Here is a 23,631-nt window from a genome sequence, read left to right on the forward strand (position 1 = left end):
CCCGGTGCGGTTGCCTAAACTCTCCCGGCGAGGTCGCCGGTCCCGCTGCACCAGATCCACACCGTTGGCCGCGGCGCCACCGTCCCCCCCGCGGCCGCTCAGCGCTGAGCGGCCGCCGGAAACACGTGTGCCCCGCCCGGATCACCGGGCGGGGCACACGTGTTTCGCGGGTCAGCTGGCGTCGTTCCGAGGAGCGAAGCGCTTGCGGGACCAAGCGGCGAGCGCGCCCGCCACTACAACAGCGATTCCGGTTTCGACGATGAGTGCGGCGAACACCATGTGCTTCCTCCTCGGGTTCTCGGGCCGGCGGCTGAGCGTCCGGCTGAGCAGTTGTCCGGTGCCCGATCGGAACACCACCCGGCATATCGCCACGACCCGGCCCGGTATTTCGTCGGAAACCCACTTCGGCGCGGTGATCTGCGCCACGCCGCTGACCTGGGGAAACATCTAGCGCGAGGTGGTGGCGACGGGCGCTTCCCGGCCAGTATCGGTCGGACTCGCCGAGGGTGGCGACGTCGGCCGCTCCGCCTTCCGGGTGGACGGGGTCGGCACCGTCGTCTTCGACGTGCGCGCCGGCGTCCGGCCCGGCTGGGCCTCGGGCGGCGGCGCGATCGAGGTCGCCGGTACCTCGCTGGGCGGCAGCGGGCTGGGGGCGGTGGTGCCGATCGTGGACAGCACCGGGCCGGCGGGTTGCACGGGGTCGGGCGGCCCGGCGCGGTGACCGGCCAGGAAACCGGCCACCGCGAGGATCACCGCCGTCGCCGTCGAGGTGCCGGCGACCGCCCAGCGCTTGCGTCGTCGCCGGACCCGGCCGCCGCGCTCGATCACGTCGGTGGCGTCGAGGCGCATCGGCGGCTGCGAGCCACCGGCCGCGCCGGTCAGGAACGCGCGGACGTCGTCTTCGGGGTCCATGTTCGTCACCTCCCCTCCGTGGTCGCGCTGAAGCTCAGCGCGCCGTAGTGCGGGCCGAGCCGGTTGCGCAGCGTCGCCAGGCCCCGGGAGGCCTGGCTCTTCACCGTGCCGGCGCTGCAGCCGAGTGCCCGCGCCGTCTCTTCGACGCTCAGGTCTTCGAAGTACCGCAGCACCAGCACGGCGCGCTGCTTGGGGGCCAGTACGGCCAGCGCCTGCCGGACCAGCGTGTCCTGCTCGCTCCCGGCGTGTTCCGCCGGGAGTTCCGGTGGTGCATCGGTGAGCCGCTCCCGTTTCCACCTGCTGCGCCGGTGCTCGGCGAGGAACGTGCGCAGCACGACCTTGCGGGCGTAGGCGTCCAAGGCGTCGTGGCGCGACAGCCTCGGCCAGGCGAGGTAGAGCTTGAGCAGCGCGGCCTGCGTGAGGTCCTCGGCCTGGTGCCAGTCGCCGCAGAGCAGGAAGGCCGTGGACCGCAGGCTGTGCGCGCGCTCGCCGAAGTACCGGGCGAACTCGCCGTCCCACGGCGAGCCCGGCCCGGTCGACGGACGGGAGCGGGAAATCACCTGGTTACCGGGTCTCCCACACGGCCGGCAGGTGCAGGTCACCGGTCGGACCCGCGGGCACGGCCCGCGGAACGCGCTGCGGGCGAGTGCTGGGAGCCTTCGTGGCTTCGCGCGGCGGCGCGGGCACGGCGGTCGGTGCCTCGGCCGGCTTGCGGGTGTCGGTCGGCATCGCGGACGGCGGCTGGGTGGGCCGGGTGGTCGCGGACGGTGCCGGCGGCTGCGCCTCCGAAGCCAGCGCGATGCCACCGGTCAGGGCACCACCGGCGAGCACGAGAGCGCCGAGGGAAAGGGCGATACGGATACGCAAGACAGCTCCTCTTCTCGCGGGCGCGGCCGTCGATCGCCGCGCCTCTGCCCTTAGTCATGCGCCGGGTGATCACCGGGGTTGCATCGAGTTTGCGCTGATCTTCAAGACGTTCGGTGGCGAGTTCGGTGGCCCGCGATGGGGTCGCCTCCGGTGCAGTGAATGACTCATTCCTGGCGTCGGACGCCAGGAATGAGTCATTCACTGCGTTCCTGCGGCCACGCGGCGAGCCGGTCGGCGTGGGGTGAACCCCGGAAACCGCGAACGGCCGGGAAGTCCGCGAGGGACTTCCCGGCCGCCCGGTGTTCGTGAAAGGTCTCAGCCGGCCAGCGCCGACAGCTTCTGCCAGCTCGCCCAGTCGTACGTCCAGTCGCTGTAGTCGCCGTCCTTGGCGGTCAGCGTCTGCGTGCTTCCGGTGATCTCGACGGGGTCGCCCGTGAGCACACCGTCGTAGTACTCCTTGGCCCGCGCCGGCGAGAGGTTCAGGCAGCCGTGCGAGACGTTCTTCTTGCCCTGCGCCCACACCGAGGCCGCCAGGCCGTGGATGAACTCGCCGTTGTTGGAAATCCGGACCGCCCACGGCACCACGACGTTCTCGTAGTGGTACTTCGGGTTGCTCATCGCGTACGTGGACTGCTTGCCCATCACGACGTGCACGCCGCTGTGGGTGACGCGGCCCGGGTCGGAGTCGAGGCCGTAGCTCACCGGGTAGTCGGCGATCTGCTGGCCGTCGCGGATCACCTGCATCGTGTGCTGCGTGGTGTTGCCCTTGACGATCTGCGAGCGGCCGATGGCGAAGCTGGCCGACACGTCCTGCTTGCCGTACACGCCTTCGCCGATCTTGACGCCGTAGATCTTGGCGTTGACCTTCACCGTGGTGCCCGGCTTGTAGTACTCCTTGGGCCGCCAGTGCACCGAGGTGTCGCCGTTCATCCAGCCCCACGAGCCTTCGGTCTTCGGCGTGGTCTCGACCGAAAGCGCCTTCTCGACGGAAGCCTTGTCGGTGACGCGGCTCGGGAAGGTCAGCGCGATCGGCATCGCGATGCCGTACGTCTGCCCGTCGCCGACGTTCAGGCTGGCCGACATCTGGCGCTTCGGCTTCACCGTGGTGAACGCGCCGCCGATCGGCACGTTCTTGCCGTCAGCGCCCTGCGCCTGGCCGGACCAGGTGTAGGTCTTGCCGTAGCCGAGCTGCTCGGTGGTGTTCCAGCTCTTCTTGTCCGCCGACGTCTGACCCTGGACCTGCTTGCCCTCCGGGTTGGTCAGCGTGACCGAGACGATCGTGCCGCTGTCGACCTTGACCTCGACGGGTTCGCCGGGCGGCACGTCCTGCGCGCCGCCGGCCGGCGTCACCGTCAGTTTCGCCGGCTGCGCTGTGGGCGCGGGCGCGGAAGTCGGGCCCCCGCCCGACGTCCCGCTCGCCGACACCGTCGGTTCACTGCTGCACGCCCCCAGCGTGAGCACGGCTACCAAGCCCAATGCCACAGCAGCGCCCCGGCGCCGCGTGGATGTCCTCACCGTCAACCCATTCCCCTTTGCCCCTTTGGTACTACCCCTCAACGAGACGTCTCGTGGACCTGCGACGTTGAGCGAGATCGGCGTGACGAAGGTCACAACCGCTTGCCGACGCTGCTTCACGGAGGGGGCACGAGCGACTGCGAGCCGTATCCGGTGATCACGGTGTCGCTGTGCTGCGCAAGACTAACCGGTGGGTCCGACAGAACGGGGCCGGAGCCCTACGACGTTCCGGTGACCTTGGCCCGGACCGGCGTTTTTCGCCTCGATCACGGGGTTCAACTTTGGCCAGATCCCGGTAGTCTGCTTGCAGGCCGTCGTTTTGCGTGTTCGTGGCTTCACACTCGCGGAACTTCTGACGCGAGCCATGGAGCCGACACGCTCTTGACTCGACTCGTTGGAACCGCCCGGGACGGCCGGGGTGCCGCTTCGGTGGCATTCGAAGCGGATCTGTGTAACGAGGAGAACAGCGGTGGCGCAAGGCACTGTGAAGTGGTTCAACGCGGAGAAGGGCTTCGGCTTCATCGCGCAGGACGGCGGCGAAGGCGACGTGTTCGTTCACTACTCGGAGATCGAGGGTCGTGGCTTCCGCACCCTCGAGGAGAACCAGCGAGTGGAGTTCGAGGTCGGCCAGGGCCAGAAGGGCCCGCAGGCCCAGAAGGTCCGCGCGATCTGAGAGACAGGCCCTTTAGCGTTGTCTTAAGGCCTGAGCGAAGGGCCCCCGGTTGCTGCCGGGGGCCCTTTCTCATGCGTGTTCGAGTTCAGCGGTGCCCGACGGCCGGCGCGTCGAAGGCGTCGGCGGGGAAGTGGAACTCGTCGGTGAGGTCGGTGAGGTCGCCGGTGTGCTGCCGCTGGTCCTGCAGCGAGGCGGCCTGACCTTCCCAGTTGAGCCGCTCGAGGATCCATTCCTGGGCGAGCGCCTGGGGCGAGATGTCCCGATCGGCGGCGATGTCCTTCAGCTGCTGGTTGGCGATGAGGCTCATCCGCAGCTGGATGACCTGAGCTTCCCCGAACCGCTTACCGGTCCCGGTGCTCTCGTTGTCGGCATCGGGTGCCAGGGCGGCGAGGTAGGAGGTGAGTTCCTTGTCCTCGACAACGCCATCGTCCGCAGGCTTCGCGGCACCACGATGGCGTCCGGAGGACGCGGCTTTGAGGTTCGTCCGGCTGCTCAAGCGGCCAAGGGAGGGGAGAGGCACGCCAGTCACGATAACGGTTAGGTCTCACCCCGCAAAACACTGTGAGCCACGACACGCCAACCGCATTCCCCATTCAGCCCAACCGCCACCCATTCAGCCCAACCCACCTCAAACCCAGCGCAACCACCCTCTAACGCAACGAGTCGATCACAAGGCCAGAGCGCCATGTGCGGGCCTCAGAAGGAATGGCTACACGGAAGGCGCGGCTAGGGGTGGCTAGCCGCAAAACGGATGAGGGCGGCAAGGCTCAGCCGTTGGCGGCAGAGCGGAGGAGGGGCGGGGCGGTCGGCGCGGAGGGAAGGGCTGCACGGGCAGGCGCGACGAGGGGCAGAAACGGATGAAGGAGGCAAGGGCCCGGCTATTGGCGGCGGAGCAATTGATCAGGGGCGCCGGCTGCTGGCAGGAGAGGGAGCGCGCGAGGGCGGGCAATTGGCTGCAGAAGGAGGGGTTGCAGGGGGAGGCGCTAGGGAGGTGGCGCCTAGCCGCAGAGCGGACGAAGGAGGCGGCCCGGCCGCTGACAGCAGAGCAAGGGCAAGGGGTGTGAGCTAGCGGCAGCAGGGAGAGGCGCGCGAAGGGTGGAGTCGGCCGCGGAAGGAAACGGGAAGAGAAGGCCGCACAGGGCAGAGAAGGGTCCGCCAGCGCCCAGCAACCAGCTGGAGGGAGCGCCAGGGGCCGGCGGTCGGCTGAGAAGTGGAGGAAGGCCGGGCGGTCAGCGGGACTGCAGGGGCACGGCGGAGCGAGCGAGCGACCGGCGGGCGGCAGAACGGATGAAGGGGGGCAGTCAGCAGGACTGCAGGGGGCACGGCGGAGCGAGCGCGCGCCAGCGAGCGACCGGCAGAACGGATGAAGGATGAGCGGTCAGCGGGACTGAGGAGGAAGGCGAAGCGAGCACGCGCCAGCGGGCGGACATCCACGCAACTGAGGGGAGGGCGCGCCAGCGCCCAAGCCCGGGGAAAGCCGCCAGGGCGCCCAGCGCCCGAGGCGAAAACCCAGCCACGCTGGAAGCCGCACCAGAGGCACCGTGGGGGGTCCGGGGGGCTCGGCCCCCCGGGTAATACGCCGAAATGAAGCGGGTGGCGAAGGGCGAAGCCCGAGCAACCCAAGAAATGGAGGACCCCCGCGCCAGGGGGAGGAACGCGGGGGTCGGAGGGGATCTCCACAGGCGCTGACCGGGGGTGTGTCAGCACTTCGATTGTTGCACGAGTTCCTCGCTTGGGCGAGTGGGCGCGGGAAATTTCCGCGCCCTCTGTCACTTCCGGGGCAGGTGACCGTCGTTCGGGTGGTCCCGTTCTCTCTCCGTGCTGATTGCGCTGCGTTGAGCGGAGCGTGGCCTCAGGTTCACTCTCCGGGGGGCTGTGTGTGGCGGCCGGTGCTGGTTAGCCTCGCGGCCAAGCTGTTGTGAGCCGTTTGGAGGGGCTATGAGCGGGTCTGTTGAAGTGCGGCAGTTCCTCCTTCGGTACGAAGGTGCCGATGGGGGGAGTGCTCCGTTCGCCGGGGGGTTGCCGGCGCAGCGGAGTGGGGCCGCGGATGCGCAGCGGGTGTCGGATGATCAGGTTCGGCGGGCTCGGCTGGCGGTGGCGAACGGTGCGCTGGGGGTCGAAGACTGCGTGCAGTTGCTGGAGATGCTGGGTCTGAACCTGGATGAGGACGGGCAGGCGCCGGTTCAGCGTTGAGTGGTGGGCCGGTGGGTCCGGTGGGCGGCTGTGGGTGCCGCCGGGCCTGTCCGGTGACGTTCGTGCTGGTTGTCGCCGTTTTCGGTGAGTGATTCCCGAGGTTGTCCGGGTGTCTTGACGCTGGTTTCGTAACACTGTTACGTTTGCCGGGTCGAAAGGGGACGACCATGACGGCGAACCGGATCCGGCCGGTGGTGCAGGTGCTGGGCGGCAGGTTCATGACCTCGCCGGAACTGGCGGCGGTCGAGGCGGAGGTGGGACTGCCGTCGCGTTCGCTGTACGTGCGGGGGCGCTCAGCGGTGCTCGGGGACGTGCCGCCGAAGGTGGCCGCGGAGCTGTTCGGGATCTTCCCGCACTGGCTGTTCGACTTCGTCCTGCCGCCGGCGACGGCGGCCCTGGACGCACCCGCGGCCGTCCGCGCCTACACCGAGTCATCGGCTCGGTGGTCGCGCGTCAACCTTTCGGCCGTATCGGAGCCCGGCCGTCCGGCGGATCTGCTGTTCCGCGTCGTCGACGCGGCGGACGCGAGCGGGCTGGCGCTGTTCGCGGGCTGGAGGAACGCGGCGCGCCCTTCCGGGGACGTCGAACGGCTCGGGTTCGCGCTGATGGTCTTCCGCGAGCTGCGCGGCGGCCTGCACTTCGCGGCCCTGCGGGCGATGGGGCTGACGGTGCCCGAGGCGGTGATCGCGGACCCGGAGGGCGGCCGTGAGCGGCTGCTGCGGACGGCGTGGCCGGCGGAGGCGGCCGACGAACTGGTGGCGGCGGCTTCGCGGAAGCCGGATCTACGCGCCCGCTGGCAGCGCGCGGAGTCCCTGACGGACGATCGGATCGACGAGCTCTTGGCGTCGGCGCTGACGTCGTCGGAGCAGGTTGAGCTCGAAAGCCGCCTGATTGAGCTGTTTGCGCAGGTCGCGGCTTCCTCGGGGGCTTAAGGGAACCCCCCTGCAAAGCGGTGGCGGCGTGCCCTATGCTTGTAATCGCTCCCGGGGGGACCTGAGAGCGCGGTCGGTCGGTCACCCGAAACCGGCCGGGCTCCCATCGTCCAGCGGCCTAGGACTCCGCCCTTTCAAGGCGGCAACGCGGGTTCGAATCCCGTTGGGAGTACGCAGTACAGTAGTAGAAGCAAGATCGCAGTACGCAAGGCCCTGTGGCGCAGTTGGTTAGCGCGTCGCCCTGTCACGGCGAAGGTCGCGGGTTCGAGTCCCGTCAGGGTCGCAAGATCGTTCGGCTCCAGGCCGGCGTTCCCGGCCAGGTAGCTCAGTTGGTACGAGCGTCCGCCTGAAAAGCGGAAGGTCGCCGGTTCGACCCCGGCCCTGGCCACCGCTACGAAAACCGCCCCGAACATTCGGGGCGGTTTTTTCGTCTGCGGGTTCAGTTCGGGTGCGGGACCACGACGATCTGGTCCTCGTCCTCGTAGATGACTCGCCCCGGCGGACTCCTTGAACCAGGCGGTCGCGCCCGGGTTGACGGCGTGGTCGTAGACGGCCGGATCGACCGTGGCGGGATTCGTGTAGTGCGCCTCGTACCAGGCGTGGTTGGTCCGGCGGAACTCCTCCTGCCCGGGAGTCAGCCTGCCGGACCGGCTGAGGTTGTTGATCAGGCCGAAGAAGCCGGGGTGCCGGCCTTCGTCGTTGGGCTCGGTGCTTTGGAATCGGACGTACGCCATGGAGAAGTCCTAGCGGATTCGGCGAGAACTAGGCCGAACGAGTGAACCGCGAACGCCCGTGTCCGGTCCACCCCACCGGCTCCGACCACCCGGCGAAAGGCAGCCCACCCCGGGCCGCCACCCACACCGGGGAGCCGACGTGCGATACCTCCTTGCCCTCCACATGAACCCGACCCTCTGGGACACCCTCACCGACGACCAGAAGAACGGCGTCTACGAAGGCCACGGCGCCTTCATCAAGACCGTCACCGACACCGGCGAGATGGTCGAGACCAAGGCGCTCGCCGAGGCCGCCGGAACCAAGACCGTCCGCGTCCAGAACAGCGCGACCCGGGTCCAGGAAGGCGCCTTCGTCGAGTCGGATGCCTTCCTCTGCGGCTACTACGTCGTCGATGTCGCAAGCGAAGAACGCGCCGTCGAACTCGCCGCGATGATTCCCGATGCGCAGTACACCGCCGTCGAGGTGCGGAAGATCGTCCACGAAGGTTGACCTCCAGCGAGGTCGAGGTTGCACTCTGGAACCCATGACCAGCGAGTGGGGAATCGACGCCGTCGACCTGGACGCCTACCTGACGAGGATCGGGCAGAAACCGCGGCCGCCGTCCGAGAGCGCGCTCGCGGATCTCATGCGCGCTCACGTCCAGGCCATTCCGTTCGAGAACGTCGACGTCGTTCTCCGGCAGCACCAAGGGATTTCCCTCGACGTCGTGAGCGCGAAACTCGTCGGACGGCGGCGGGGCGGCTACTGCTACGAACAGAGTGGCCTCTTCGCCGCCGTCCTCGAGCAGCTCGGCTACCCCGTCCACCGGCTCGCCGCGCGCGTCCAGCCGCGGCGGCCGGGGCCGTACACCCACATGACGCTGGTCGCGGAGGCCGACGGAAGACGCTTCCACGCCGACGTCGGGTTCGGCGCCGGGATCCTCGCCCCGATGCCGCTCGTCGACGGCCAGGAAACCGACCAGGCCGGCTGGCCGCACCGGCTGACCGAAAAGGACGGCTGGTGGACGCTGAAGAAGGGCGACGAGGACCTGCTCGACTTCCGGCTCGACGGCATGCACCCCATCGACTACGAGGTCTACCACCACTACACGTCGACCCACCCGAAGTCGCCGTTCACCGGACGGCTGGTGATCATGACGCTCGAACCGGGCGTCAGCCGGAAGCTGCTGGGCCGTGAGCTGACGGTCGAAAAGCCCGATGGCAGCAGCGAAACCACCACCGTCGCGCCGGAAGAACTCGATGCCACCCTCAAGGACTTCGGCATCGAGCTGACGCCGGACGAACTGAGAAGGCTCAGAGAGATCTACTGACCGAACAGCTCGGCCGCCGGCACCGGGCGGCCCAGGTGGTAGCCCTGCGCCTGGTCGCACCCCAGCGAACGCAGCAGGTCCAGCTGCTCCGCGGTCTCGACGCCCTCGGCGATCACCGTCAGGTCGACGGCGTGGGCCATCGCGATGATGCTCGTGACGATCGCCGCCGCGTCGCGGGATTCGGCGATGCCGGTGATGAACGAACGGTCGATCTTGAGCGTGTCCAGCGTCAGCCGGCGCAGCTGCGCGAGCGACGAATACCCGGTGCCGAAGTCGTCGATCGCCAGCAGCACGCCCAGGGAACGCAGGGACGCCAGCACTTCGCCGGCCGCTTCCTGGTCGCGCATCAACGCGCTTTCGGTGACCTCCAGGCAGAGCGCGCCGGCCGGCAGCCCGGTGTTGGCCAGCGCGTCCTGCACCGCCGGCACCAGGTGCGGGTCGTCGAGCTGGCGGGTCGAGAGGTTGACCTTCAGCGTGAGGTCCAGACCCTGGTCACGGCGTCGCGTGGCGAGCTCGCGCGTCGTCGCGCGGAGCATCTCCTTGCCGATCACGTTGATCAGGTCGCTCTCCTCGGCGAGCGGGATGAACTCCACGGGCGAGATCGCGCCGTGCCGGGGGTGCGTCCACCGCAGCAGCGCCTCGACCGCGACCATCTCGCCGGTCCGCAGGTCGACGACCGGCTGGTAGGCCGGCCAGAGCTGGCCGTCGTGCACCGCGTCGCGCAGGTCCTGCTCCATCCGCAGCCGCCGCTGCATCCGCTCGCGCAGGCCGACGTCGAAGAAGTGGTGGCGGCCCCGGCCGAGCGTCTTGGCCTGGTACATCGCGACGTCGGCGTCGCGCAGCAGGTCCTCGGCGCTGCGGCGGTCGGCGCTGCCGACGAGCACGACGCCGATGCTCGCGTCGAGGTGCAGCTGCCTGCCGAGCACGCCGATCGGCTCGGCCAGCGCGGCCCGCAGGTGCTCGGCCAGCGCCCGGACCTCGCCGGGTTCGGTGACCTCGCCGGTGACGACGACGAACTCGTCGCCGCCGAGCCGCCCGACCAGGTCGTCGCGGCCGGAGCAGCGGCGCAGGCGCTCGCCGACGATCCGCAGCACCTGGTCGCCGACCGAGTGCCCGAGCGAGTCGTTGATGACCTTGAACTTGTCCAGGTCGAGGAACAGCACGGTGACCGCGCCGCGCTCGCGGACGTCGAGCCTGCCGAGCACCAGGGTCCGGTTGGCCAGCCGGGTGAGCGGGTCGTGCGTGGCGTCGTGCGCGAGCCGGGCGCTGATCGCGCGGGTCTCGGTGATGTCGGTGAACGACGTGACCACGGCCAGCGCCGCCGGGTCGTCGGGGTTGAGCAGCCGCGAGGTCAGCGACACCCAGACGTCGCGGCCGTCGGGCCGGCGCAGGCGCACGACCAGGCCGTTGTGCGTGACGCCGGTGCGGCGCGTCCGCACCGACGGCGTCTCGTCCGGCGGGATCCACTGCCCGGACTCGGTGAACAGCACGAGCGTGTGGCACGGGACGCCGATCAGCTCGGCTTCGGTGACGCCGATGATCCGGCAGGCCGCCGGGTTCGCCGCTTCGATGAGCCCACCCGGGCCCATGACCAGCACACCTTCGTCGAGGGACGCGACCACCGTGCGGTAGTTCTGCTCGGCCCGGCGGCGCGCGGTTTCGTCGGCGCAGACGAGCACGTACCCGTCGTTCATCTCAGCTGCCGAAACGCGGACCGCCAAGGGCGCGCCGTCCCGCCGCCGGTGCACCGCTTCGCTGACCCCGCCGCCGCGCAGGTCGAGCGGCGCGCCGACCAGCTCGCTCGCCCGCCGTCCGACGGCTTCGGCCGCGGTCCAGCCGTACACCGCTTCGGCCGCCGGGTTCCAGCTGGTCACGACGCCTTCGCCGGTCGTCGCGATCAGCGCGTCGCTGACGTGCGACACGAGCGCGGCCTGGTAGCGCAGGGCGTCCGCGGCCGCCTTCTTCGCCGTGATGTCGCGCATGACGACCTGGTAGGCGAGCCGGCCGCCGAGGCGCACCGACACCGTCTCGACGGCGAACTTGCTCCCGTCCAGCCGGGACATCAGCGCTTCGACCGGCTCGCTCGCCTGCCCCGGCTCGGTCAGCAGCGCGAGCTTCTCCACCAGGGCGGCGCGCGAGTCCTCGGCGACGAAGTCGGTGAACCGGCGGCCGACGACCTCGGCCGCGGACCGCGCCGCGAACGTCTCGAGGGCCGCGCGGTTGGCGTAGGTCAGGACGCCGTGCTCGTGGACGCAGATCGCGTCGGGACTCAGCTCGACCAGTTCGGCGAGGGAGCCTGCCTCCATGAGCGTCGTCCCCCTGGCAGTCGGCGTGTGGCTCGGTCGATTACACCACCGACTCCGGTTCCTGCCTACCCGCCGGAATCCCGGTCCGGCCTGCGGCTGGGCGGCGCAGCCGCGGTCCCCAGAACAGCAGCCCGAAGTGCGCGGCGACCGCGTGGCCGAGCAGCGTGACGACCGAGTCGAGGCTCGCCGGGTCGTCGCCGAGCCAGATCACCGCGATGAACGCCTCCACGGCGGCCAGCGCGGCGAGGCGCGCGCGGCCGCGCAGCAGGAAGACGAGGGCGCCGGCGGTGGTGAAGAAGCCGTAGCTGACGCCGATGTCGAGCCAGTGCCCGGCCGAGTTCGGCAGGACGTGGGCGCTGATCAGCGCCATCACCGGCAGCTCGGTGACGAGCGTGGCCAGGACGTGGCCGGAGAAGAACACGGTCGCCGCGCGGCGGGCGCCGAACCGGCGTTCCAGGGGTGCGACGGCGACCGTGAAGATCACGACGTAGGCGAGCCAGCCTTCGTCGGACAGCCAGAGCGCGCTGGTCAGCAGCGAGGTCAGCGGCCGTCGCCAGAGGTTGTGGGCGTCGGTGCTGGACAGCTGGAGCAGCCGGGCGGTCAGCTCCGGGTCGGCGAACTTGAGCAGCAGTGTCGTGCCGAGGAGGAGAACCAGGTAACCGAACGTGAAGGGGGTCTCCCTCGGATTCGGGACGACCCGGGCGAACACCCGCAAGCCGCGACGCGGAACGGCGATGCGGGGCACCGGCCGATCGGCTTTCAGCAGCATGGTTCGAGCTTCGACGGTCATGCTGGGAGTCTCCCGAACCGCAGCTGTGAATCCGCTGTGGATTGTCACTCACCGTCAAAGCGAACGTTACGTGACGAATTTTTGCCAATACCTCACCCATTCGGGTGCTTTGTGCGGTAAAAATACGATCACGACGTCGGCCGGAAGGCCCTCTCGGGAAGGTCTGTCGGGGTGAACGACGAGGTATCGGTCGCCGAGCTGCTCGTGCGCGAGGGCTGGGGCGACCGTTCGGGACCGGGGCAGTCGCGCTGGCGCGTGCTCGCGGTGATGCTCGCCGTCGTCATCGGCTGCGGAGCCGCCGCGGTGCTGGTCGGGCTCAGCGGTAAGGGCACCGAGAACGCGTCCCCGGTCGACCAGATCCAGGTGATCCCGTTCCCGGGGCGCACCACCGGGCTCGGTGGCGCCGACCAGGCGACGGACTCGCCCCCGGAGGGCGGCACCGGCGGCGGCGACGTCGTCCCCGGCGCCGGCGTGCCCCGCGAGACCGTCACCGAGGTCCCGGGCACCGACCCGACCACCGAGAGCAGCACCGGTTCCGCGACGCCGACCACCACGCCCACCAGCGGCGACCCGACCAGCCCGGTTACCACGACCTCGACCTCGACCCCGCCCCAGGGGCAGCCGCCGGCACCCACGCCGACGACGACCAGGAGGACGACGTGCGTGCTGGTCATCTGCTGGTGATCAGGCCAGTTTCTCCGCGAGGTCGCTGAAGTCCGAGGTGTTCCAGCGCTCCGGGCGCATCACGATCGCGATGTTGTTGCCGTGGGCGTCGTCGGTCGCGTCCGTGTAGGCCTCGCTGATGCCCGGGGGCAGGTAACGGGCCGCCATCTCGTGCCGCTGCGCCTTCGTCATCGGCCACGACTCCACCACCGGGCCCTCGACCGAGACGTACTTGTAGACGCCGTCCTGCTGCTGGACGCACAGCGCGAACCGGCCGGCCGCCTCGATCAGCCGCGTCTTGCGCGAGCCGGGCGAGGTCATCACGACGACGTCGCCACCCGGCTCGTAGCGGTACCAGATCGGCGTGGTGAGCGGCGCCCGGCCGGGCTCCGCGGCGACGCTGAGCACGCCGACCTGCGGCTGGGCGAGGAACTGCTCACGCTCTTCGCGGGACATCTTGCGGGCCATCGAAGTCTCCCTAAAGCCATCTCGTTTGCTTTAAAGCTAGCCGCACCTCGACGGCAAAAGCAAACGCGTTTGCTTTAGGCTGCGGTCATGACCCGACCCGGTGGGCGCAGTGCGCGCGTTCGCGACGCGGTGCACGAAGCCGTCGTCGAACTGCTCGCCGCCGGCGAGATCGACGCCACGATCCCGAAGATCGCCGAGCGCGCGGGCGTGAACCCGACGAGCATCTACCGGCGCTGGGGCAGCCGCGACCACCTGCTGCTGGACGCCGCCGTGACACGCCTGCGCACGACGTCGCCGATCCCGGACACGGGCTCGCTACGGGGCGACTTGCTCGGCTGGGCCGAAGGCGTCGAACGCGCGATGCGCGACCGCCGCGGCCAGATCATGCTCCGCGCGCTCGTCGCGACCATGGCGCCGGACGCGGAGCCGGTGGAGTACCTCAGGGCCCGCGGGGACGACCTGCAGGCCGCGCTCGACAAGGCCGCGGCGCGCGGTGAGCGGGTGCCGACGGTCGACGAGGTGCTGGACTTCGTCCTCGCCCCGCTCTACCTGCGGGTGCTGTTCCGGCGTCCGGTCGAGCCGGGCACCGCGGCCCGGCTCGTCGGACGGTTGCTCACGGCGCTTCCAGCAGGTCCGGCTCCGAGCGCCGGCCGAGGTGGTTGAACAGCAGGTTCAGCGTGAACGCCAGCACCGCCGCCACCGTGATCGAGCTGCCGCAGATGGTCTGCAGCCACGCGGGGAAGTGCTGGAAGATCTTCGGCGCGAACGCCGGCAGCAGGCCGACGCCGAGGGCCACCGCGACGATGAACGTGTTGTGGTTGCCGGAAAACTCCACCTTCTTGAGGTTCTGCGCACCGACCGCGGCGACCATCGCGAACATCACCACGGCCACCCCGCCGACCACCGGCTGCGGGATCGCCGCGATGAACGCGCCGATCTTCGGCACCAGGCCCATCAGCACCAGGATCCCGCCGGTCACCGCGACCACCCAGCGGCTGCGCACGCCGGTCATCCGCACCAGGCCCACGTTCTGCGCGAAAGCCGTGTCCGGGAAGGAGTTCATGACGCCGCCGAGCACGGCCGAGAAGCCGTCGGTGGCCAGGCCGCGCGCGAGGTCGGAGTCGGTCGGCGGGCGTCCGGTGATCTCGCCGACGGCGATCATGTCGGCGGTGGACTCGGTGAACGTCACCAGCATGACCACGCACATGGACAGGATCGCGGCGACCGGGAACGTCGGCGCGCCGAAGTGGAACGGCGACGCGAGCCCGAACCAGCTCGCCACGCCGAGCCCGTCCCAGTGCACGAGCCCCATCGGGATCGCGATCACCAGCCCGATCGCCAAGGCCAGCAGCGGGCCGATCTGGTTGGCGAACCCGCGCAGCACCCGCGTGAAGAGCACCAGCAGCGCGAGCACGCCGAACGCGAGCAGGATGTGCGACAGGGCCGCGTAGTCCGGCGCGCTGGTGTCGTTGCCCGCGATCAGCCCTGCGCCCGGGCCCAGCAGCGAGACGCCGATGACGAGCAGCAGCGTCCCGGTGACCAGCGGCGGGAAGAACCGGATCAGTTTCGCGAACGGCTTCGCGATGATGAGCCCGAACACGCCGGATGCCAGCATCGCGCCGTAGACCGCGGGCAGGCCGTACTGCGACGCGATCAGGATCATCGGGTTGACGACGCTGAACGTCGCGCCCGCGACCACCGGCAGCCGGATACCGAGGATCTTCCCGATGCCGATCGCCTGGATCATCGTGGCGATGCCCGCGACGAGGAGATCGGCGTTGACCAGCAGCCCGATCGTCGCCGGGTCCAGCTTCAGCGCGCTGCCGACGATCAGCGGCACGGCGACCGCGCCGGCGTACATGATCGACATGTGCTGCAGGCCGAGCAGCGCCAGCCGGCCGGCGGGCAGGCCCTGGTCGACGGGGTGCACCGCGGGTTTCGTCATGATCAAGCCCCTTTCCCGGCCCACAGCCAACGCCGCGCGCGTGACCGTGGCAAGACCCGGACGTCATGATCTTGTTTCGGGGGGCGGCGCGACGGCCGCGGATGTGTGACCATCGGTGCATGACTTCGGGTGGTATTTCCCAGGTGGGCCCGCCGTTTCGCGCCGATCACGTCGGGAGCCTCCTGCGGCCCCCCGTGCTGCGGGATGCGCGACGGCGGCGCGAAAGCGGTGAGATCGGCGTGGAGCAGCTCCGCGCGGTCGAGGACGACGCGATCCGCGACGTCATCAAGATGCAGAAGGCGGCCGGGCTGAGCTCGGCCACCGACGGCGAGTTCCGGCGTGCTTCGTGGCACATGGACTTCATCTACGCGCTCGGCGGCATCTCCAAGAGCGACGAGCGGCTGCACGTCAAGTTCCACAACCTCGCGGGCGACCTCGAGTTCAGCCCGCCGGGCCTGCAGGTCGACGGCAAGGTGCGGCTCGAGGAGCCGATCTTCGCCGACCACTTCCGGTTCCTGAAGTCCCATGTGGACCCGGGCGTGACGCCGAAGCTGACCATCCCGTCGCCGAGCATGGTCTACTACCGCGGCGGCCGGGCGGCGGTGAGCGAAAGCGTTTACCCGGACCTCGAGGAGTTCTTCGCCGACCTGAGCGCGGCGTACGCGGCGCAGGTCACCGCCGTGCACGAGCTCGGCTGCCGGTACCTGCAGCTGGACGACACGAGCCTGGCCTACCTCAACGACCCGGCGCAGCGGGAGCTCGTCGCGCGGATGGGCGGCGACCCCGACACGCAGCACGTGCGCAACATCGCGACGATGAACGCGGCGCTGGCCGGCCGGCCTGACGATCTCAGGGTGACGACCCACCTCTGCCGCGGCAACTTCCGGTCGTCCTGGGTCGCTTCGGGGAGCTACGAGTTCGTCGCCGAGGCGCTGTTCGGCGAGCTGGCCGTCGACGGGTTCTTCCTGGAGTTCGACGACGAACGTTCCGGCGGTTTCGAGCCGCTGCGGTTCGTGCCGAAGGACAAGAAGGTCGTTCTCGGCCTGGTCACGACGAAGCGGCCGGAGCTGGAGGACGCCGACGTCCTGGTGCGGCGGATCGAGGAAGCTTCGCGGTACGTCGACATCGACCAGCTCTGCCTTTCGCCGCAGTGCGGGTTCTCCTCGACCGAGGAGGGCAACGACCTCACCACGGACGACCAGCTGCGGAAGCTGGAGCTGATCGTGGCGACGGCCGACCGCGTCTGGGGCGGCCACTGATGATCACCTGCGTCGTCGACTACGTCATCGACCCGGCGAAGCTGCCCGATTTCGAACGCTTCGCCGCCGCGTGGATGCGGTTGGTGCAGCGCGAAGGCGGGATCCACCACGGCTACTTCCTGCCGTCGGAGGGGGCGAGCGACGAAGCCCGGGCGTTGTTCAGCTTCGAGAGCTTCGCCGCGTACGAGCGGTACCGGACGTTGTTCGGCGTCGACCCGGACTTCATCGAGGCCGACAAGATCCGCGAGGAAAGCGGGTGCGTGGTGCGGTACCGGCGGTCGTTCATGCGCCCGCTCCTGCCGGACGACGACCTCTGACGTGCGGCGCAGCGCGCGCCGCCCCGGGTGTGTCCCGGGGCGGCGCGTGCGGTCAGGTGCAGTTTCCCCAGGTGTAGCGGCTGCCGGAGCCGATGCCCGCGGCGCGGATGAGACGCACCGCCCACACGCTCCGCGGCCGCGGGCGGTTTAGCCGCGGTTGCGGGTCCTCCCACCGATGCGAAGACTGATCCCCATGCGACACAGCGCGCAGCGGCCGCCGTCGGTCGTGGATCGCGTCCTGGATCTCCTGGGCGCCTTCACGGCCGAGCGGCCTCAGCTCACGCTGTCCGAACTGAGCCGGCGTGTCGGGCTTCCGCTGTCGACCACGCACCGGCTGGCCGGGGAGCTGACCCGGCGCGGCGCGCTCGTCCGCGACGAAGCGGGCGTGTACCGCGTCGGGCTCTGGCTGTGGGAAGTCGCTTCGCTCGCTCCACACGGAGCCGAACTCCGCGAGAGCGCGATGCCGTTCCTCGAGGACCTTTACGAGGCCACGCACCAGAACGTGCAGCTCGCCGTGCTCGACGGTGCGGAAGTCGTCTACGTCGAGCGCATCTCGGGCCGCGGCGCGGTCAACGTCCTGACGCGCGTCGGCGGCCGGCTGCCCGCGCACGCGACCGGCGTCGGCCAGGTGCTGCTCGCGCACGCCCCGGCCGAGGCCCAGGAGGATGTCCTGTCCGCGCCGCTGAAGACGTTCACCGTGAAGACGATCAGCTCGTCTTCGCTGCTGCGGCGGGTGCTGGCCGACGTCCGCCGCGACGGCTACGCGATCAGCGACGGCCAGATCGAGCTGATCTCCCTGTCGGTCGCGGCCCCGGTCTACGACTCGACGGACGAGGTGGTCGCGGCGATCTCGGTGGTCGTCCCGGCCGAGGGGACGGATCCGCGGACGCTGGTCCCGGCGGTGCGGGCGGCCGCGCGCGGGATTTCGCGGGTGCTCAGGGCGCCGCGGGCGTTGCGGACCAGCGGGGAACCCCACTGATCGACTTCGCTCCTCGACGAGCCGGGCGGGGTGTGCTCAGATGAAACCATGGGTGAGCAGGGAGTGAGCACCGTTCTCGTCGTCGGGGCCGGGCAGAGCGGGTTCCAGGCCGTGGCGTCGCTGCGGGACCGCGGCTTCGCCGGCCGGGTCGTGCTGATCGGGGACGAGCCGGGGGTGCCGTACCAGCGGCCGCCGCTGTCGAAGGCTTACCTGGCCGGGACAGCCGGGCTCGAGCAGCTGCACCTGCGCGGTGCGGACTTCTTCGCCGAGAAGGACATCGAGCTGGTCGCCGGCCGGGTCGCTTCGGTCGACCGGTCCGCGTCGGAAGTACGCCTCGAAGACGGCACCGGACTGGCGTACGACCACCTGGTCCTGGCCACCGGCGCGCGCAACCGGACGCTGCCCGTCCCCGGCGCGGACCTGCCGGGCGTGCTGACCCTGCGCACCCGCGACGACGCCGACCGGCTGCGTGCGTCCCTCGAAGACGCCGAGAACGTCGTCGTGGTCGGCGGCGGCTTCATCGGGCTGGAGTTCGCCTCGCACGCCGGCCGCCCCGTGACGATCGTCGAGGCGCAGGACCGGCTCCTCAACCGCGTCGCGACGCCGGAGATCTCCGGCTACTTCGCCGCGCTGCACCGCGAAGCCGGGCACACGGTGCTGCTCGGCCAAGGAGTTTCGGCGTTGCACGGTGACTCGCGGGTGCGCGAAGTCGAGCTGTCCGACGGCCGGCGGCTGCCCGCCGACCTGGTCGTGATCGCCGTCGGCGTCGTGCCGGAGACGACGCTCGCCGAGGCCGCCGGGCTGGACGTCGCGAACGGTGTCGTCGTCGACGAGCACCTGCGCACGTCCGACCCGCGGATCTTCGCCATCGGCGACTGCGCGAACTTCCCGTGCGTGCAGGCGGGCGCGGCGACCCGGCTGGAGTCGGTGCAGAACGCCGTCGACCAGGCCCGGTGCGTGGCCGCGGCGCTGACCGGCACGGAAGAGCCGTACGCGAGCCTGCCGTGGTTCTGGACCGACCAGTCGGGCGCGAAGCTGCAGATCGCCGGGATCCTGGCCGACGCGGACCGGACGGTGGTGGCGGGCGACCGCGAGGCGGGCAAGTTCTCGGTGCTGTCCTTCCGCGACGACGTCCTCATCGCGGTCGAGTCGGTGAACCGGCCGGCGGACCACATCGCCGCGCGCCGTCTGTTCACGGCCGACCCCCACCCGCGCTACGCGGACCTGGCGGCGAGCGAGTTCAATCTCAAGGAGCTCCTGAAAGCAGCGTCAACCCGCGGTTGACGATCGGGGAGAGTCAACCTACAGTTGACGGCATGGACCTTCCAGCCAACGTCAAGCTCGACGACCTCATCAGCGCGATCAAGAGCAACAACGACAAGGACGCCCTCGCCCAGCTGACCGACGCGGTCTACGTCGGCCAGCACCTCGGCGAGGTGGCTGACCACCTGATCGGCCACTTCGTAGACCAGGCCCGGCGGTCCGGTGCGTCCTGGACCGACATCGGCGCCAGCATGGGCGTCACCAAGCAGGCCGCCCAGAAGCGGTTCGTGCCCAAGGTCGACCCCGGCGGCGACCCGGGCGGCGCGATCGAACGCGTCTACGGCCGCTACACCGACCGGGCCCGGCACGTCGTGGTCGAGGCGCAGAAGGCGGCGGTCGAAAACGGCAGCCCGTTCATCGACACCGTGCACGTCGTGCTGGGCCTGCTCACCGAACCCGCGGCGCTCGCGGCGGGCGCGATCGTCGCCCAGGGCGTGCAACTCGAGGCCGTCCGCGAAGCTGCCGAAGCGCGGCTGCCCGAGGCGGTCGTTCCCACGCCGGACCCGATGCCGTTCTCGCCCGCCGCCAAGAAGACCCTCGAACTCACCATGCGCGAAGGGCTGCGGCTCGGGCACAACTACATCGGCACCGAGCACATGCTGCTGGCGCTGCTGGAACAGGGTGAGGGGAGCGGGTTCGAGGTGCTCGACGGCCTCGGCGTCAAGAAGGACAAGGCCGAGGCGAAGATCCAGGAGGTGCTGGCGGAGATCCTCGCCGCCCGCGGGCAGTGAGACTCCTCCTGGCCGCCGCGCTCCTCGCGCTGGTGCTGGTGACGCTGCTCTGATCGGGATGGACCAGGGGGTCTTCCCGATCAGAGCAGCACCGGATCAGGCGTCGGACTCCGGGCGGCCGTCGGCGGCCCAGGCCGTGTGGAACGAGCCGTCGCGGTCGACGCGGCGGTACGTGTGCGCCCCGAAGAAGTCACGCTGACCCTGGACCAGCGCCGCCGGCAGCCGGTCCGCGCGGAGGCCGTCGTAGTACGCCAGCGCCGTCGAGAAGCCCGGCGTGGGGATGCCCAGCTTGACCGCCGTCGAGATCACCGACCGCCACGAGTCCTGCGCGTCCTCGACCGCCTTGCGGAAGCCGCCGGACGTCAGCAACGTCGGCAGCGAAGGCTCGTCGGCGTAGGCCGAGGTGATGTCGTTGAGGAACTTCGCGCGGATGATGCAGCCGCCGCGCCAGATCGAGGCGACCTTGCCGAGGTCGATGTCCCAGCCGTACTCCGTCGCGCCGGCCTGGATCTGGTTGAAGCCCTGCGCGTACGCGACGACCTTCGACGCGTACAGCGCCTGCTCGACGTCGTCCGCGAAGCGCTCCAGCGACGAACCCGTCAGCGGCGACCGCGCCGGGCCGCCCAGCCCGCGAGCGGCCGAGCGCAGCGAAGTCGAGCCGGACAGCGAACGCGCGAAGACGGCTTCGGCGATGCCCGAGATCGGGACACCCAGGTCGAGGCCGATCTGCACGGTCCAGCGGCCGGTGCCCTTCTGCTCGGCGGCGTCGGCGACGACGTCGACGAACGGCTTGCCGGACGAGGAGTCGACGTGCGCCAGCACCTCGGCGGTGATCTCGATCAGGTACGAGTCCAGCCGGCCGGTGTTCCACGTGCGGAACACGTCGGCGATCTCGGCGGGGGAGTAGCCGCCCGCGCCGCGCAGCAGGTCGAACGACTCCGCGATCAGCTGCATGTCGGCGTACTCGATGCCGTTGTGCACCATCTTGACGAAGTGACCGGCGCCGTCCGCGCCGATGTGCGTGCAGCACGGCTCGCCGTCGACCTTCGCCGAGATGTCCTCGAACAGCGGGCCGAGGGACTCGTACGACTCCTTCGAGCCGCCGGGCATGATGCTCGGCCCGAGCAGCGCGCCCTCCTCGCCACCGGAGACGCCGCTGCCGACGAAGTGCAGCCCGCGCTCGCGCAGCGCCTTCTCGCGGCGGCGCGTGTCGGCGAAGTGCGCGTTGCCGGCGTCGATGATCACGTCGCCCTCTTCGAGCAGCGGCGCGAACTCGTCGATGACGGCGTCGGTCGGGCCGCCCGCCTTGACCATGATCACGACCTGCCGGGGCCGCTCCAGCGCGTTGACGAAGTCCTGCGCCGAGTACGCCGGGATGAAGTCGCCCTCGTCGCCGAACTGCTCCACCAGCGCGCGGGTCCGCTCCTCGGACCGGTTGTGCAGGGCCACCGTGTGGCCGTGCCGCGCGAGGTTGCGGGCCAGGTTGCGGCCCATGACCGCCAGGCCGGTGACCCCGATGCTCGCCTTCTTGCTCATCCGCATCCTTCCGAAGTCTCTCTCGATTCAGACAGTAGTCCGATCGACGCTTCTAGGGAGGCCACGGAGCGCTGGCTCACTCAGTTCAGGAGAAGCAGCGGATCGGGCCGCGGTTGATCGCGACCATGTCCGTCACGGCCGCGACCAGGTCGATCTGCGCGCCCCACTCGGCGCCGTCCAGCTCGGCGTACGCGCGGTGCAGGTTTCCGGGCAGCCGCTCCTGCTCGCTCAGCGACGCGAACTCGCCCAGGTCCGTCTCCTTGGCGACCTCCAGCGGCGACAACCCGGCGGCCTTCCCGCGCTCGGCCGTCTCCTGGACAAAGGCCAGGTACCGGTCGACAGCCTCCACCGTGGAGAGGTCGCACGGGCCGCCGTGGCCGGGCAGGATCACGTCCGGCTCGAGCTCCCGGATGACGTCCAGCCCGGCGCGCCAGCCGGCCACCGAGCCCATCAGCGCGAACGGGCTGCCGCCGTTGAACACCAGGTCACCGGCGTACAGCACGCGCTGCTCGGGCAGCCAGACCAGGACGTCGTTGGTGGTGTGCGCGGCGTGCCCGGGGTGGATCAGCTCGAGGGTGAGGTCGCCCGCGTGCACGGTCAGCCGGTCGTCGAACACGACCTCCGGCGGCCGCGACCGCAGCTCGCCCCAGTCGCTGCCGACGAAGACGCCCTCGAACGTCTGGATGCCCTCGGCGACCATCAGCTCCCGCGTCTTGCGGTGCCCGATGATCGTCGCGCTGCCGACCAGGTAGTTGCCGTTGGTGTGGTCGCCGTGGTGGTGGGTGTTCACCAGCGTCGTCACGGGGCTGCCGGTGGCGGCTTCGACCGTCTCGAGCAGCGCGCGCGTGCGGCGCTCGGTCGAGCACGTGTCGATCAGCACGGTGTGGTCGCCGGCGTCGACGAACCCGCAGTTGTTGATGTACCAGGAGCCGTCCGGCTGGACGTAGCCGTGGACGCGGTCGGCCAGGCGGGTGACGGTGGCGGCGGCGGGCGAACGATCGGTCACCGGCCCAGTCTGCCGGAGACCGGGCTCCGCCGGTTGGCGGAATAATTAGGAATTTCGCTGGTCCAGGCGAGTGAAGACACAGGTGACTGGCGTTCCGCGCCGTTTCCTGGAACGCTGCGCGATGTCATCATCGAGATCCGCAAGGTGAAGCACTAACCTGGGTGGGTTCGATAGTTCGCGTGAGACGGCGGCCCGCGGCCGCCGTCGCTTGTAGTGGTCCGGGAGAGCAGGGCGATGGCCAGCACCGTCACCTCGCGCCGGAAGCAGCTCGGAAACGAGCTCCGGCATGCCCGCACCGCGGCGCGGATGACACAGCAGCAGGTCGCCGAGGTTCTCGGCTGCACCCAGGGCAAGGTCAACAAGATCGAGTCCGGTGCCGTCGGGGTGAAGCTCGGGGATGTGCGATCGATGCTGAACGCGTTCGGGATCAACGGCGAAGAAGCCGACACGCTGATGAACCTGGCGCGGGCCGCCGCCGGGCAGCGCGGCCACTGGTCGGGCTACCGCTCGGTGGTGCCGCACTGGTTCCGCACCTTCACCGACCTGGAGCCCGCGGCCGCGGAGATCCTCACCTGGCACGGCGAGCGCATCCCGGGTCCGCTGCAGTCCGAGCACTACATGCTCAAGCAGTTCACCGAGTTCGGCGCCACGGACGTGACGTCGCTGGTGCGCAACCGGCTCGACCGCAAGGCCGTGTTCGAGCAGCAGCAGCCGCCGTACTACCGGTTCATCATCAGCGAGGGCGCGCTGCGCCGGGCCCCGGGCGGGCACGCGCCCGCGGTGATGCTCGACCAGGTCGAGCACCTGCTCTCCCTCGAACGGCACCCGCGGGTCTACGTCCACGTGCTGCCGTTCGGCGCGCGGCTGGCCGCGGTGCCCAACGACTTCACGATCATGCGCTTCCCGGACCGCACCCGGGACTTCGTCTACATCGAGCACTCCGCCGGCGGGCTGTACCTCGACGACGTCAAGGACTTCAACATCTTCGTCGACTCGTGGGACAGACTGCGCGGAGCAGCGCTGGAGCGGCAGGAGACCCGGCAGTTCCTCAAGGAGCTCGCGGAGGGTTACCGCGGCCAGATGCAGCAGCTCCAATAGGGCGAACGGCCGCGCGAAGGGTCCCGAGCGGTGAACAACTGTCGGTAGAGTGGGCCTGTTGCGCCCCATTCCAC

25 protein-coding genes and 3 tRNA genes are annotated in these 23,631 nt (G+C 70.1%); 16 read left to right on the top strand and 12 right to left on the bottom strand.

Translation table 11 applies throughout. The features are described 5' to 3' along the window. Positions 1–171: 171 nt before the first annotated feature. The 5 genes from AB0M83_RS31695 to AB0M83_RS31715 all read right to left on the bottom strand — a co-directional run bounded on the left by AB0M83_RS31695 (position 172) and on the right by AB0M83_RS31715 (position 3,294). The gene (locus tag AB0M83_RS31695; RefSeq protein ID WP_364522469.1) at positions 172–426 is read right to left on the bottom strand and encodes a hypothetical protein; all 255 of its coding nucleotides are present in this window, start codon (positions 424–426) and stop codon (positions 172–174) included. Between the two features lie 21 nt (positions 427–447). Further along, positions 448–912, bottom strand: coding sequence for a hypothetical protein (locus AB0M83_RS31700; protein ID WP_364522471.1), 465 nt, complete (start codon positions 910–912; stop codon positions 448–450). A 5-nt stretch (positions 913–917) separates the two neighbouring features. Further along, complete coding sequence (locus AB0M83_RS31705; RefSeq protein WP_364522473.1) at positions 918–1,472, bottom strand: SigE family RNA polymerase sigma factor; 555 nt, start codon at positions 1,470–1,472, stop codon at positions 918–920. Between the two features lie 4 nt (positions 1,473–1,476). Next, complete coding sequence (locus tag AB0M83_RS31710) at positions 1,477–1,779, bottom strand: hypothetical protein (protein WP_364522475.1); 303 nt, start codon at positions 1,777–1,779, stop codon at positions 1,477–1,479. A gap of 315 nt (positions 1,780–2,094) precedes the next feature. Further along, positions 2,095–3,294: an Ig-like domain-containing protein gene (locus tag AB0M83_RS31715; protein WP_364522477.1), complete on the bottom strand. Its 1,200-nt coding sequence runs from the start codon at positions 3,292–3,294 to the stop codon at positions 2,095–2,097. A gap of 469 nt (positions 3,295–3,763) precedes the next feature. Between AB0M83_RS31715 and AB0M83_RS31720 the strand changes: the two genes are divergently transcribed. Continuing rightward, a complete protein-coding gene (locus AB0M83_RS31720; protein WP_003097368.1) occupies positions 3,764–3,967 on the top strand; it encodes a cold-shock protein in 204 nt (67 codons plus the stop codon). A gap of 85 nt (positions 3,968–4,052) precedes the next feature. Here AB0M83_RS31720 and AB0M83_RS31725 read toward each other — a convergent pair whose 3' ends face one another. Further along, the gene (locus AB0M83_RS31725; protein WP_364522478.1) at positions 4,053–4,487 is read right to left on the bottom strand and encodes a hypothetical protein; all 435 of its coding nucleotides are present in this window, start codon (positions 4,485–4,487) and stop codon (positions 4,053–4,055) included. Positions 4,488–5,905: 1,418 nt separating this feature from the next. Between AB0M83_RS31725 and AB0M83_RS31730 the strand changes: the two genes are divergently transcribed. The 7 genes from AB0M83_RS31730 (at position 5,906) to AB0M83_RS31760 (ending at position 9,136) form a co-directional block, all read left to right on the top strand. Continuing rightward, entirely contained in the window at positions 5,906–6,160 is a 255-nt protein-coding gene (locus AB0M83_RS31730) for a hypothetical protein (protein ID WP_086683067.1), read from the top strand. Positions 6,161–6,327: 167 nt separating this feature from the next. Next, the gene (locus tag AB0M83_RS31735) at positions 6,328–7,092 is read left to right on the top strand and encodes a hypothetical protein (RefSeq protein ID WP_364522480.1); all 765 of its coding nucleotides are present in this window, start codon (positions 6,328–6,330) and stop codon (positions 7,090–7,092) included. A 99-nt stretch (positions 7,093–7,191) separates the two neighbouring features. Further along, positions 7,192–7,264, top strand: a tRNA-Glu gene (locus tag AB0M83_RS31740). A 37-nt stretch (positions 7,265–7,301) separates the two neighbouring features. Beyond that, positions 7,302–7,375 (top strand) — tRNA-Asp (locus tag AB0M83_RS31745). A gap of 31 nt (positions 7,376–7,406) precedes the next feature. Beyond that, positions 7,407–7,480: transfer RNA gene (locus AB0M83_RS31750), tRNA-Phe, on the top strand. Positions 7,481–7,965: 485 nt separating this feature from the next. Then, positions 7,966–8,316, top strand: coding sequence for a YciI family protein (locus AB0M83_RS31755; protein WP_364522482.1), 351 nt, complete (start codon positions 7,966–7,968; stop codon positions 8,314–8,316). A 34-nt stretch (positions 8,317–8,350) separates the two neighbouring features. Beyond that, the gene (locus AB0M83_RS31760) at positions 8,351–9,136 is read left to right on the top strand and encodes an arylamine N-acetyltransferase (RefSeq protein ID WP_364522484.1); all 786 of its coding nucleotides are present in this window, start codon (positions 8,351–8,353) and stop codon (positions 9,134–9,136) included. Here AB0M83_RS31760 and AB0M83_RS31765 read toward each other — a convergent pair. After that, on the bottom strand, positions 9,130–11,442 hold the full coding sequence (locus AB0M83_RS31765; protein ID WP_364522486.1) for an EAL domain-containing protein: 2,313 nt from the start codon (positions 11,440–11,442) through the stop codon (positions 9,130–9,132). The genes AB0M83_RS31760 and AB0M83_RS31765 overlap by 7 nt on opposite strands. 40 nt (positions 11,443–11,482) lie before the next feature. After that, on the bottom strand, positions 11,483–12,232 hold the full coding sequence (locus AB0M83_RS31770; protein ID WP_364522488.1) for a rhomboid-like protein: 750 nt from the start codon (positions 12,230–12,232) through the stop codon (positions 11,483–11,485). A gap of 171 nt (positions 12,233–12,403) precedes the next feature. Between AB0M83_RS31770 and AB0M83_RS31775 the strand changes: the two genes are divergently transcribed. After that, positions 12,404–12,916 carry a hypothetical protein gene (locus tag AB0M83_RS31775; RefSeq protein WP_364522490.1) on the top strand — a complete coding sequence of 171 codons (513 nt, stop codon included), beginning with the start codon at positions 12,404–12,406 and terminating at the stop codon, positions 12,914–12,916. Here AB0M83_RS31775 and AB0M83_RS31780 read toward each other — a convergent pair whose 3' ends face one another. Further along, complete coding sequence (locus tag AB0M83_RS31780; RefSeq protein WP_364522492.1) at positions 12,917–13,363, bottom strand: pyridoxamine 5'-phosphate oxidase family protein; 447 nt, start codon at positions 13,361–13,363, stop codon at positions 12,917–12,919. A gap of 87 nt (positions 13,364–13,450) precedes the next feature. On the opposite strand from AB0M83_RS31780, the gene AB0M83_RS31785 reads away from it, so the two are divergent. Continuing rightward, the gene (locus tag AB0M83_RS31785; protein ID WP_364522494.1) at positions 13,451–14,026 is read left to right on the top strand and encodes a TetR/AcrR family transcriptional regulator; all 576 of its coding nucleotides are present in this window, start codon (positions 13,451–13,453) and stop codon (positions 14,024–14,026) included. On the opposite strand, the gene AB0M83_RS31790 is transcribed toward AB0M83_RS31785, so the two are convergent. After that, positions 13,977–15,308: a nucleobase:cation symporter-2 family protein gene (locus AB0M83_RS31790; RefSeq protein ID WP_364522496.1), complete on the bottom strand. Its 1,332-nt coding sequence runs from the start codon at positions 15,306–15,308 to the stop codon at positions 13,977–13,979. The two genes, AB0M83_RS31785 and AB0M83_RS31790, sit on opposite strands and share 50 nt — an antisense overlap. A 119-nt stretch (positions 15,309–15,427) precedes the next feature. Here AB0M83_RS31790 and AB0M83_RS31795 point away from each other — a divergent pair, with 119 nt between their 5' ends. The 5 genes from AB0M83_RS31795 (at position 15,428) to AB0M83_RS31815 (ending at position 19,917) form a co-directional block, all read left to right on the top strand. Further along, positions 15,428–16,567 carry a 5-methyltetrahydropteroyltriglutamate--homocysteine S-methyltransferase gene (locus tag AB0M83_RS31795; protein WP_364522497.1) on the top strand — a complete coding sequence of 380 codons (1,140 nt, stop codon included), beginning with the start codon at positions 15,428–15,430 and terminating at the stop codon, positions 16,565–16,567. Beyond that, on the top strand, positions 16,567–16,884 hold the full coding sequence (locus tag AB0M83_RS31800; protein ID WP_364522499.1) for an NIPSNAP family protein: 318 nt from the start codon (positions 16,567–16,569) through the stop codon (positions 16,882–16,884). Before AB0M83_RS31795 ends, AB0M83_RS31800 begins: the two co-directional genes overlap by 1 nt. Positions 16,885–17,077: 193 nt before the next feature. Then, positions 17,078–17,863 (top strand): IclR family transcriptional regulator, encoded by a 786-nt coding sequence (locus tag AB0M83_RS31805; protein ID WP_364522501.1) that lies wholly within the window; start codon positions 17,078–17,080, stop codon positions 17,861–17,863. A 63-nt stretch (positions 17,864–17,926) separates the two neighbouring features. After that, the gene (locus tag AB0M83_RS31810; protein WP_364522602.1) at positions 17,927–19,147 is read left to right on the top strand and encodes an FAD-dependent oxidoreductase; all 1,221 of its coding nucleotides are present in this window, start codon (positions 17,927–17,929) and stop codon (positions 19,145–19,147) included. A 32-nt stretch (positions 19,148–19,179) separates the two neighbouring features. Next, positions 19,180–19,917, top strand: a complete 738-nt coding sequence (locus tag AB0M83_RS31815) for a Clp protease N-terminal domain-containing protein (RefSeq protein WP_364522503.1) — start codon at positions 19,180–19,182, stop codon at positions 19,915–19,917. 96 nt (positions 19,918–20,013) lie between these two features. Here AB0M83_RS31815 and gndA read toward each other — a convergent pair whose 3' ends face one another. Together gndA and AB0M83_RS31825 are read right to left on the bottom strand one after the other, a co-directional pair. Then, positions 20,014–21,453 carry an NADP-dependent phosphogluconate dehydrogenase gene (gndA, locus tag AB0M83_RS31820; protein WP_364522505.1) on the bottom strand — a complete coding sequence of 480 codons (1,440 nt, stop codon included), beginning with the start codon at positions 21,451–21,453 and terminating at the stop codon, positions 20,014–20,016. A gap of 85 nt (positions 21,454–21,538) precedes the next feature. Then, the gene (locus AB0M83_RS31825) at positions 21,539–22,459 is read right to left on the bottom strand and encodes an MBL fold metallo-hydrolase (protein ID WP_364522507.1); all 921 of its coding nucleotides are present in this window, start codon (positions 22,457–22,459) and stop codon (positions 21,539–21,541) included. 234 nt (positions 22,460–22,693) lie between these two features. Between AB0M83_RS31825 and AB0M83_RS31830 the strand changes: the two genes are divergently transcribed. Next, positions 22,694–23,557, top strand: coding sequence for a helix-turn-helix transcriptional regulator (locus tag AB0M83_RS31830; RefSeq protein WP_364522509.1), 864 nt, complete (start codon positions 22,694–22,696; stop codon positions 23,555–23,557). Positions 23,558–23,631 lie beyond the last annotated feature (74 nt).

This window comes from Amycolatopsis sp. NPDC051106 (genome assembly GCF_040682775.1).
GTDB lineage: Bacteria > Actinomycetota > Actinomycetes > Mycobacteriales > Pseudonocardiaceae > Amycolatopsis.